Below are 10,545 nucleotides of genomic sequence, written 5' to 3'. Positions count from 1 at the left end.
GGCATGGGGTACTGGTCCATCAAGGCGCCCGGCACGGCCATGCTGGCGCTCGCGCTGGCGGCATGCTCGGGTGTCAAGCAACAGCCCTACACGCAGGAAGAAACCGTCGACCGGGCCAAGGCCGACCAGGTCAAGATGTATTCGGACCAGGAGCCCGTCACCGGCCCGATCACCTTCTACGAAGCGGCGGCCCGTGCGCTGAAATACAACCTCGACTACCGCCTCAAGCTCATGGAGAGCGCGCTGGCCACCAACCTGCGCGACGTGTCCAGCTACGAGATGCTGCCGCGCCTGGTGGCGTCGGCCGGCCACCTGGGCCGCAACAACGATTCGGGCGGCACCTCGATCGGCATCGAGGACCGGCAGGTGAGCTTGCGCGCATCGACGTCCGAGGAGCGCTATCGCTACATCGGCAGCCTGGGCCTGAGCTGGAGCACGCTGGACTTCAGCATCGCCTACTACCGCACCGCGCAGAAGGCAGACCAGATCATGATGGCCGAGGAGCGCCGTCGCAAGGTCGCGCAGAACGTGCTGCAGGACGTGCGCAATGCCTACTGGCGCGCACTCGGCGCGCAACGCCTGCTGCCGCAGGTCGACGGCCTGCTGGCGCGCACCAACGACGCGCTGCGCCAGGCGCGCGAGGCGCAGGACAAGGGCCTGCTGCCGCGCCAGGAGATCCTGGCCTACCAGCGCGCATTGCTCGACTCGGTGTCGCTGCTGACCATTCGCCGGCAAGACCTGGAGTTCTCGCAGGCCGAGCTGCGCGCGTTGATGTCGCTGCCGGCCAATGCGCCGATGCAGCTGGTCGACGTGCCCAACCCGCTGTTGCCGACCCTCGGCCCGGACATCGGGCAACTGGAGGAGCTTGCGCTGGTGCGGCGGCCAGAGATCATGGAGGAGTGGTATCGCAAGCGCGCGAACGAACGTGACATCGACATTGCCAAGGCGCAACTCTGGCCCAACGTCAGCCTCAACGTCGGGCGCAACTACGACTCCAACGCCTACCTCTACAACAACTACTGGAACGCGACCGGCATCGACGTGTCGATCAACCTGCTGAAGCTGCTGGCGCTGCCTTCGCTCAACGCCACGCAGCAGTCGCAGCGCGAGACCGACGACTCGCGGCGCATCGCGCTGTCGATGGCCGTGCTCACGCAGGTGCGCGTGGGCGCGCTGCGCTACCAGCTGACGCTGCAGGAGGTGCAGTTCGCCAACGAGAGCCTGCGGGTCGACGCCAGCCTGCTCGACTATGCGCGCGCCGCCAAGAAGACGACGCTGGGCTCGGACCTCGAGGTGATCCGCGCCGAGGGCCGCTACCTGTTGTCGGGCTACCAGCGCGAGGCTGCCTTTGCGAACGCGGAGGCCGCCTGGGGCCGCCTGTACAACTCGGTCGGCCTCGACGTGTTTCCGCCGGCCATCGAAAGCTACGACATCAAGACGCTCGCTGGCGAGATCCAGCGCGTGACCACCGAGATGGAGCAATCCGCGCTGCTGCGCAACACCACAGGCGGAGGTGCTGGTGCGAATCCTTCCGCACAGTGAGAAGTGGTTGTCGGTGTTGCTGGTCCTCGGCGCCGGCATCGCCATGCCCGTGTTCGCGCAATCGCCCGCCGCCAAGCCCGTCGTCATCGACCCCTCCGCCATCCGCGTGCTGCTGGTGCCGGAACTGGAGACCACGCTGTCGGCCCAGATGAACGGAACCTTGGGCGAGATCAACGGCTCGCTTGGCAAGCAGGTGCCCAAGGGGGCGTTGCTGGTGCAGTTGCAGTGCGGCGAGCAGATCGCGCGCGCCAAGGTGGCCGAGGCCGAACTGGCCCAGGCCCGGCAGAACCTCGACGCCAAGAAGGGCCTGCGCGAACTCAACGCCGTGGGCGACCTCGAAGTCTCCATGGCCAACACCGAAGCCGAAAAGGCCGCCGGCTCGCGCACGCTCGCCGTGACGCAGGCCGGCTATTGCGCGGTGCGCGCGCCGTTCGCGGCACGCATCGCCAAGGTCTATGCCAAGTCCTTCCAGACGGTGAGCGCCGGCACGCCGCTGTTCGACATCGTGAGCGACAGCGCCCTGAAGCTGCGGCTGAACGTGCCGTCGACGCTGTTCAAGGGACTGCAGTCGGGCCAGCCGTTCAAGGTCACCATTGCAGAGACCGGCAAGACCTATCCGGCCCGCATCAGCGCGATCAACGCGCGCGTCGATGCAGTGGCGCAGACCGTCGAACTCGAAGGCAAGCTCGATGAGAAGTTTCCCGACCTGATCGCCGGCATGAGCGGCATCGCGAGCTTCCCGACCTCTCCGTGAACGACCGCGCCCAAATCCCTGCGCAACTCCTGCTCAACCTAGGCGCGCTGCGCGACAAGGCGCTGGCCGCCGATACGTTGAACACGCTGGCCTTCTCGATGGCCAACGACCTCTATCCGCTGCTGCAGTTCCGGCAGGCGCTGGTGCTGGCGCAGCGCGGCGAGGCCTTCGAGGTGCTGTGCGTCTCCGGCCTGGCCAAGCCGCAGGAAGACTCGCCCTACCTGGTGTGGTTGCGCCGGGCCTCGCGCTGGCTGGCGAAGCAGTTGCACGGCAGCGAGCCGCAGTGGCTGTCGCGCGATGCGCTGAAGCCGCCGACCGAGGTGGCCGACGGCTGGACCGAGTGGTGGCCGGCCGGCGTGTGGTGCGTTCCGTTGCATGGCCGGAACGGCAAGCGCCTGGGCCTGGTGCTGTTCCTCATGGATGCGCCGCCGCTGGAACCCTTGCAGCCGCTGCTGCAGGGCCTGTGGCAGACCTGGGCCTATTGCTGGTCGGCGTTGACCGGGCAGCGGCGTCTCGCGGGCTGGCGCCCGGGCCGACGGCACGCGTTGCTGGCATTGGCGCTGCTGGGCGCGCTGGCCTTGCTGCCGGTGCGGCAGACCGCACTGGCACCCGCGGAAATCGTCTCGCGCGAGGCCAAGATCATCAGCTCGCCCATCGACGGCGTGATCGCGCAGGTGCACGTGCGGCCCAACCAGGCCGTGCAGGAGGGCACGCCGCTGTTCACGCTCGACGAGACCACGCTGCGCAGCCGTGCCGAAGTGCTCAGCAAGGAGGTCGCCGTGGCCGACGCCGAACTGCTCGCGGCCAGCCAGCGCGCCTTCGACAACCCGCAGAGCAAGAGCGAGCTGACGGTGCTCAACGGCAAGGCGCAACAGCGCCGCTCGGAATGGGCGGCGGTGACGGCGCAACTGGCGCGCACCAACGTGCTGTCGCCGCGCGCGGGCGTGGCGGTGTTCAGCGACCCGAACGACTGGATCGGCAAGCCGGTGGTGACCGGCGAGCGCATCCTGCAGGTGGCCGATCCGGCGCAGCCTGCGATGCTGGTGCAGTTGCCGGTGGCCGACGCGATCGCGCTGGAGGTGGGCGCGCCGGTCACGCTGTACCTCACGGCCTACCCGCTGGAGCCGCTGGAGGGCAAGATCCTCGAGACCAGCTACCAGGCCCGCAGCACGGAAGAAAGCGTGGTGGCCTACCGGCTGCTGGCGAGCATCGAAGGCGAGGGCGAGCATCGCCGCCTGGGCCTGCACGGGACCGCCAAGCTGTACGGCGAGCGCGTCGCGCTGGGCTACTACCTGCTGCGCCGGCCGATCGCGTCGGCGCGCGCCTGGCTGGGCTGGTGATGCCGGCGCCGCTGCAACTGGAAGACCTGCCGCTGCCACCGTTGCGCGAGGACCTGCGGCTGAGCGAGGCCGCGGCAGACCGCGGCGGCGAGCCGAGCTGGGTCATCCAGGACACGGTCATCAACCGCTTCTACCGCATTGGCTGGCTGGAGTTCGAATGCCTGCTGCGCTGGGGCCAGACGCCGCGCGCCATCAGCGAGCAGATCTCGCGGCAGACCGCGCTCAAGCCCGACGCCGAACAGGTGCTCGACTTCCGCCGCTTCCTCGACCAGAACCAGCTCCTGCGGCCCGGCCCGGACGCCGTCGACCGCCTGCGCGCACAGAGCGAGGGCAACCCGTGGCTGACCTGGAAGGGCTGGCTGCACCACTACCTCTTCTTCCGGATTCCGCTGGTGCGGCCGCAACGCATGCTTCGGTGGCTATCGAAGTATCTCGGCTGGCTGTTCCATCCGCTGACGGGCTTGCTGGTGCTCGCGTTGAGCCTGCTGGGGCTGGTCCTGGTGGCGCACCAGTGGGACGCGTTTCGCAGCGCCATCGTCGAATCGTTCTCGGCCGAAGGCATCGTCGGCTTCGCGGTCGCAGTGGCCTTCGGCAAGGCCCTGCACGAGATGGGGCATGCGTTGGTGGCCACGCGGCTGGGCCTGAAGGTGGCGCACATGGGCGTGGCCTTCGTGGTGCTGTGGCCGATGCTCTACACCGACACCGGCGAGGCCTGGAAGCTGCGCAGTTCGCGCCAGCGCCTGGCCATCGCGAGCGCCGGCATCCTGACGGAGCTGGCCATCGCCGGGCTCGCCACGCTGGGCTGGGCCGTCTGCGAGCCGGGCGCATTGCGCGACGGGTTCTTCTACCTGGCGACCACCGCCTGGCTGCTCTCGCTCGCGCTGAATGCCAGTCCGTTCATGCGCTTCGATGGCTACTTCATCCTGTCGGACCTGCTGGACTTCCCGAACCTGCACGAGCGCTCGCAACGGCTCGCGCGCACCGCCTTGCGGCGAGGGCTGCTGGGCCTGCCGGACGAATGGCCCGAGTCCTTCAGCACGGCGCGGCGCAACTCGCTCATCGCCTTTGCGATGGTCACCTGGGCGTATCGCCTGGTGCTGTTCGCCGGCATCGCGGTGGCGGTGTACCTGATGTTCTTCAAGCTGCTCGGGATCTTCCTGTTCGCGGTCGAAGTCACATGGTTCATCGTGCGGCCCATCTATCGTGAACTGGGGCACTGGTGGTCCCGAAGGGCAGGCATTCCCATGCGGCGCAAGTTCCTCGTCTTCGCCTTCCTGGCCGGGCTGCTGGCGTTGCTGGCCATGCCGTGGCAGACGCAGATTCATTCGTATGGCGTGGCGCGGGCCGAGCACCAGCTTCGCGTGTTCGCACCGTTCCCCGCGCTGATCCGCGACATCCATGCCGTCGGCACGGTGCGCGCTGGCGACGCGCTGGTCATGCTGGAGCAACCCGACATCGCCGAGCGCGTGACGCGCAGCGAAGCGGGCGTGCGCAGCTTCAATGCGCGCCTCACCGGCCTCCTGGCCGAACCGGCCGGACTGAGCGAGGAGGCCGCCACGCGGCAGCGCCTCGACGTGCAGATACAGGAGCAGAGCGCGGCCCGGTCCGAGATCGCCCGCCTCAACCTGCAAGCGCCTTTCGACGGCCAGTGGCGCGACGTCGACCCGAACTGGCAGGCCGGGCAATGGGCCGGCACCAAGGAAGCGCTGGGCGTGCTGGTCGACCCGCGCACCTGGCAGGTCGATGCCTATGTGAGGCCGGACGAGGTGCATCGGATCGAAGGCGGCGCCGGCGTGCGCTTCTATCCGGAGGGGCATTTCACGCCTATCGAAGGCCGCGTCGTCGCCATCGGCAGCACGCGCGTCGCACAGCTCGAACATCGCCAGCTGGCTTCCAGGTTCGGCGGGCCGCTGGCCACCTCGAAGCAGGGCGAGGCACTGGTGCCGACGCCGGCGCTGTTCCACGTGCTGGTTCAACTCGATGCGCCGCCGCCGGGCATGCAGGAGCTCCGCGGCCACCTGCAGATCGACGGCGCGCGCCGCAGCCTGCTGGGCGAAGGCGCCACGCAACTGCTGGCGGTGGTGCGGCGCGAAAGTGGTTTCTAGAAAGGACTGTCGATGGAAGCTCGTGATGTGGTCATCCTCGCCCTGAAGGCGAGCATCATCGTGACGGTGTTCGGCTTCGGCCTGAGCGCCACCAGGGAAGACGTGTTGTACGTCTTCAAGCGGCCGTCACTGCTGTTGCGCTCATTGCTTGCGATGTTCGTGGTGATCCCGGTGGTGGCCGTGCTGCTGGCGCAGGCCTTCGACTTCCGCCATTCGGTCGAGGCCGCGCTGGTCGCGCTCTCGATCTCGCCGGTGCCGCCGTTGTTGCCCCGCCGGCATGAGAAGGCGGGCGGGCGCGCGTCCTATGGCCTGGGCCTGATGGTCACGATGGCGCTGCTGTCGGTGCTCATCATTCCGCTGGAAGTTCACCTGATCGACGCGTTCTACGACAAGACCTTCACGATCAAGCCCATCGCCATCGCCAAGATCGTCCTCACCGCGGCGGTGCTGCCCTTGCTGGCGGGCATGCTTTGCAATCGCTTCATACCGAAGCTGGCCGCACGCATCGCGACCCCCGCCATCCTGGTGGGCAAGTGGTTGCTGCCCCTCGCGGGCATTGCGATCCTGATCGCCGCGCACCGTGCGCTGGGCGCCTTGCTCGGCGACGGCACGCTGATCGCGATCGTCGTGTTCGTGGCCATCGCGCTGGCCGTCGGTCATTGGCTGGGCGGCCCGGATCCCGAGACGCGTGAGGTGCTGGCGCTGTCGTCGGCCTGCCGGCATCCCGGCATCGCCATTGCGCTGGCCACCGCCAACGCGACCAGCGCCGCGGACCACCAGGTGCCCGCCGCGATCATGCTGTACCTGCTGGTGAGCCTCGCTGCCACGGTGCCGTATGTGAAATGGCAGGCGAAGCGGCTGGGGGCCGGGCAGTAAGAGGCCCCCAGGACCGGGCGAAGCCCGGCCCGCCCCCCCGCGGGGGATTGATATGAGTCGAGATGGCGAAGCCACATCGACTCAAGAGCTTCCGGAAAAGCGGGGCAAGTCGTCCCGACCGGGTGACGGGCGGAGGGCCCGTTGGTCCGGCGGCCTCACTTTGCCTTGTTCCAGACCCCGTCCGGATCGAAGCGCTGCATGCCGGCCGCGTCAGGTGCCGGCGGGCCTGGGCGCATCGCTCACCAGCCGGAAGCCGATGTGGCTCATGGGATTGAACGGGTCGTTGCCGCGTCGCGCGCTCGGGCGATAGCTCAGGCAATAGTCCTCGTTGCAGAGAAAGGAGCCGCCGCGCGTCACGCGCCGGGGCGCGGCCGGAGGGGCGCCGGTGTCGTCCGGGTCCCAGCTGTCCTGCGGACCCGCGGGGTTGTCGATGGGCTTGTTGCCTTGCGCCTTGGCCTCCAGCTGGAAGTAGTCGGAGCGATACCAGTCCGCGACCCATTGCCAGGCATTGCCGGTCATGTCGACCAGGCCATAGCCGTTGGGCAGGAAGGTGCCGACCGGCTGCGTGCCGATCGCGCCGCCGGCCTTGGCGCTCACCTTCGGAAGCACCGGAAAGCGGCCCTTGGCCGTCTTGTCCCAGATGTTGGCCATGGGTTGGCCATCGGGCTGGTAGTCGTCGCCCCAGGCATAGGTGGCCTGCTCGAGGCCGCCGCGCGCGGCGAACTCCCATTCGGCTTCGGTCGGCAGGCGCTTGCCGGCCCATTTGGCAAAGGCCTCGGCGTCTTCGTAGCTGACCTGCACCACCGGGTGATCGTCCTTGCCTTCGATGCTGCTGCCGGGGCCTTGCGGCGCTTTCCAGGATGCGCCGGGCACCAGTTGCCACCACTGGGACCAATCGTTGAGGTTCACCGGGCGATCCGTGCCGACGAAGACCATGGCGGCGGGCACGAGCACGCTGTCCGGCGGGCGCGGCGTGCCGGGCGGGCTTTGCACGCGGAGGGTCTCCCAGTCCGGCTTGCGCTCTGCCGTGGTCACGTAGCCGGTGGCCTTGATGAACTCGCGGAACTGCGCGTTGGTCACGTGGCTGCGGTCCATCCAGAAGCCGTGCACCCGGACGGGATGGGCCGGCCTTTCATTGGCCTGAGCCAGCTTGCTGTCGCTGCCCATGGCGAATTCGCCGCCGGGCACCCAGACCATGCCATTGGGGCCGTGCACTCCGTCGCCCTGGATGACTGTGGGATGCGCCCTTTGCGCTGCATTGCCGGGCGCGGCAACCTGGTTCGACGCTGCCTCGCGGGCCTGCCACCAGGCCATGCCACCGTAGGCTGCGCCACCCACGGCGGCGGCGCCCGCCAGTGCCGCCAGGAAGGTCCTGCGCGAGGAGGGCGGGGCCGCGGCCTTCACGGGCCCGGCGACCGGCACCGTCGTCGTGGCACCTGCCGGGGGACGCGTGGGCTTGCGCTTGGTGCGTTGCTGCTTGCTCATGATCGATCGCGAAAAAGTCTTTGTCGCAGAAAAAAAAGCCCCGGACAAGCCGGGGCCATGGATGTCGAAGCTCGCGTCAGTTCCCGCCGGGCATGGTCAAGTTGAACCCGTCCTTCGCCAGGCTTTCGCGCAGGTGCTGGAATCGCTCGTATTGCGACAAGGTGATCGGGCCGCTGTAGGTCTCGCTCTGCAGCTTGCGCGGCGGATACTTCACGTAGGTCTTCATCAGGTCCTTGACGGCGGCATTGATGGTCACCAGCGTCCAGGTGCGCTCGGTGACGTTGCTCATGAAGATGTCGTAGCGCTCCTGCGGGTCGGCCCACAGGTCGAACACCTGCGGCACGGTCGCCACATAGGACTCGGGTCCTTTCCAGCCCAGGTTGGTGTCGACGGCCAGGCCGCCGGTCTGCGCGCCGTTGTCGCCGCGTAGGTTGAACACCGCCTTGTAGTTGCCCACCCGCGCGGCGCCTGGCGAGAGTTCGTTCTCGGTGAAGTAGAACCAGGACTTGCGTGCCGACTTGCCGTTCTCGCTGAACAGCACCGGCGACATGTCGATGCTGTCGAAGATGATCGGCTTGTTGGCGCGGTCGTTCTCCGGCAGCTTGACGCCGGCGACATTGGCAAAGGTCGACATCAGGTCGAGGCCGCCTGTCAACTCGTGGCTCTTGCTGCCAGCCGGAATCTTGCCTGGCATCCACGCAATGGCCGGCACGCGGTTGCCGCCTTCACGGATGGTGCCCTTGGTGCCGCGGAAAGGCGTGTAGCCGGCGTCGGGGTAGACGTCCTGCCAGGCGCCGTTGTCGGTCGTGTAGAACACCAGCGTGTTCTTGTCCAGGCCCAGCGCGCGCACCTTGTCCATGATGCGGCCGATGCGCGAATCGAGCTCGACCACCGAGTCGGCGTACTTGCTCTTCGACATCGACTTGCCGACGTAGTCCGGATGCGGCATGTTCGGCTGGTGCACCTTCATGAAGTTGATGTTCATGAAGAAGGGCGTGTTGGCCTTGGCATTGCGGTCGAGGTAGTCGAGCGATGCCTTCTCGACGTAGCCGTCGAAGAAGGGGATGCCCACGACGCCCGGCTTGCCGTCGATGGAGGGCTTGTCGACGTACTGGCCGTTGACCTTGAATTCCTCGTACGGCTTCTCGCCGGCATTGCCGGACATCGCGCCCTTGGTGACCTTCTGGAACATGCTGCGCAGTTCCGGATCCATGTCGGGGAACCAGGTCGTGTCGGCGTAGGTGTAGGCGTTGAGGTGATAGAGCCCGGCGTACTTCATCTCGTCGTAGCCCTGCGCATTGGGCAGGGCATAGTCGGCTTCGCCGAGGTGCCACTTGCCGGTGAAGAAGGTCTTGTAGCCGCCCTTCTTCAGCACGGAGGCGAGTGTCCATTCTTCCGCGGGAAGCCCGCCGCCCTGGCCCTGGAAGGCCACGGTGGTCATGCCGCTGCGGTTGGGGATGCGGCCGGTCTGGATCGCCGCGCGACCGGGCGTGCAACTTGGCTGCGCATAGAAGCTGAACAGCGTCATGCCTTCGTTCGCGAGCCGGTCGATATTCGGCGTCGGCATGCCGCGCCCGGCGCCGCCGCCGTAGGGGCCGAGGTCGCCGTAGCCGGTGTCATCCGAGACGATCAGGATGATGTTCGGTCTGGATTGCTGTTGCTGCGCCATGGCTGGCACTGCGGCCAGCCCGATCATCGCGACGAACGCCGCGGGCGCAAGCAGCGTGAGCTTGCTTCTGGATGTCATGCTTCCTCCCTTTGAAAAAAACCGGTGCGCAGAGACCTGCGCGAGCAGGACGCCCGGCTACTTCTTCGCCGAACGCTCGACGCTCAGGACGGCGGCTTCCGTGATCACTGCACGCACCTCGCTGCCGACCTTGAGTTTGCTGGTGTCCATTCCCTCTGGAATCCTGACGGTCACAGTGCGCGAGACGCCGCGCAGCGTGACGGTGCCGGCTTTGCGGTCGATGGCTTGAACGACGGCCAGGACCTCGACCGTGTTTGTTGCGCCGGCCGCTGGCAGCGAGCCGGCGGGGGCGGTGCCGCTGCTGGCAGTCTCCACGCGCTCGCGGATGCCATCGCTGTGGGCCACGGGTTCCAGCTGGGCCGCGACCGCGGCTGCGTAGCGCAACACGAGTTGGTCGCCGACGCGGATCTCATCGAAGTTCTTGACTTCGGCAGGGACCGAGAGCGTCACGATCTTGCCCTTGGGGCCTTTCAGCACGAGGGTGCGATGGGCCTTGTCGAGTTCGACCACGGTGGCGCGCACCTCGAGTTCTCCGCCCGCGACGCCGATGCCCGTGCTGGCCGGTTTCGGGGGATCCTTGGCAAGCGCTGCCTGAGACAGTGATAGCGCGCAGACCAGCGCGATTGCGAAGTAACGCATGAGGTGTTCCCTGTTGATTGTGGGTTGGCAGTCCCGGCGCTGGCCGGGCCAACTCGG

The 10,545-nt window shown here is 67.6% G+C and carries 8 protein-coding genes; 5 read left to right on the top strand and 3 right to left on the bottom strand.

What is annotated here, in order from left to right; all coding sequences use genetic code 11:
* Positions 1-3 precede the first annotated feature (3 nt).
* From HB681_RS12155 to HB681_RS12135, 5 genes are read left to right on the top strand one after another with little or no spacing between them, the layout of a single operon-like run.
* A complete protein-coding gene (locus HB681_RS12155) occupies positions 4-1,542 on the top strand; it encodes a TolC family protein (protein WP_256734922.1) in 1,539 nt (512 codons plus the stop codon).
* Entirely contained in the window at positions 1,520-2,296 is a 777-nt protein-coding gene (locus tag HB681_RS12150; protein ID WP_345944665.1) for an HlyD family efflux transporter periplasmic adaptor subunit, read from the top strand. Before HB681_RS12155 ends, HB681_RS12150 begins: the two co-directional genes overlap by 23 nt.
* Complete coding sequence (locus tag HB681_RS12145; RefSeq protein WP_345944664.1) at positions 2,293-3,636, top strand: HlyD family efflux transporter periplasmic adaptor subunit; 1,344 nt, start codon at positions 2,293-2,295, stop codon at positions 3,634-3,636. The genes HB681_RS12150 and HB681_RS12145 overlap by 4 nt, the downstream gene beginning before the upstream one ends.
* Entirely contained in the window at positions 3,636-5,741 is a 2,106-nt protein-coding gene (locus HB681_RS12140; RefSeq protein WP_213955074.1) for an HlyD family efflux transporter periplasmic adaptor subunit, read from the top strand. Before HB681_RS12145 ends, HB681_RS12140 begins: the two co-directional genes overlap by 1 nt.
* 12 nt (positions 5,742-5,753) lie before the next feature.
* The gene (locus tag HB681_RS12135) at positions 5,754-6,617 is read left to right on the top strand and encodes a hypothetical protein (RefSeq protein ID WP_213955073.1); all 864 of its coding nucleotides are present in this window, start codon (positions 5,754-5,756) and stop codon (positions 6,615-6,617) included.
* Positions 6,618-6,827: 210 nt separating this feature from the next.
* Here the strand turns inward: HB681_RS12135 and HB681_RS12130 are convergent, their stop codons facing one another.
* The 3 genes from HB681_RS12130 to HB681_RS12120 all read right to left on the bottom strand — a co-directional run bounded on the left by HB681_RS12130 (position 6,828) and on the right by HB681_RS12120 (position 10,488).
* Positions 6,828-8,102, bottom strand: a complete 1,275-nt coding sequence (locus HB681_RS12130; protein WP_256734921.1) for a formylglycine-generating enzyme family protein — start codon at positions 8,100-8,102, stop codon at positions 6,828-6,830.
* 76 nt (positions 8,103-8,178) lie between these two features.
* Complete coding sequence (locus tag HB681_RS12125; protein ID WP_213955072.1) at positions 8,179-9,849, bottom strand: arylsulfatase; 1,671 nt, start codon at positions 9,847-9,849, stop codon at positions 8,179-8,181.
* A 57-nt stretch (positions 9,850-9,906) separates the two neighbouring features.
* Positions 9,907-10,488, bottom strand: coding sequence for a hypothetical protein (locus HB681_RS12120; protein WP_213955071.1), 582 nt, complete (start codon positions 10,486-10,488; stop codon positions 9,907-9,909).
* Between the last annotated feature and the right edge of the window lie 57 nt (positions 10,489-10,545).

It is taken from the genome of Variovorax sp. dw_954, assembly GCF_018449755.1.
Taxonomy (GTDB): Bacteria; Pseudomonadota; Gammaproteobacteria; order Burkholderiales; family Burkholderiaceae_C; genus Variovorax.
This window is presented reverse-complemented; position numbering and strand designations above follow the sequence as displayed.

What these genes read in the sequence shown, in the direction of transcription:
- HB681_RS12155 (WP_256734922.1), top strand. Translation starts at nt 4, where the DNA reads ATGGGGTACTGGTCCATCAAGGCGCCCGGCACGGCCATGCTGGCGCTC.
- HB681_RS12140 (WP_213955074.1), top strand. Translation starts at nt 3,636, where the DNA reads ATGCCGGCGCCGCTGCAACTGGAAGACCTGCCGCTGCCACCGTTGCGC.
- HB681_RS12135 (WP_213955073.1), top strand. Translation starts at nt 5,754, where the DNA reads ATGGAAGCTCGTGATGTGGTCATCCTCGCCCTGAAGGCGAGCATCATC.
- HB681_RS12130 (WP_256734921.1), bottom strand. Translation starts at nt 8,102, where the DNA reads ATGAGCAAGCAGCAACGCACCAAGCGCAAGCCCACGCGTCCCCCGGCA.
- HB681_RS12125 (WP_213955072.1), bottom strand. Translation starts at nt 9,849, where the DNA reads ATGACATCCAGAAGCAAGCTCACGCTGCTTGCGCCCGCGGCGTTCGTC.
- HB681_RS12120 (WP_213955071.1), bottom strand. Translation starts at nt 10,488, where the DNA reads ATGCGTTACTTCGCAATCGCGCTGGTCTGCGCGCTATCACTGTCTCAG.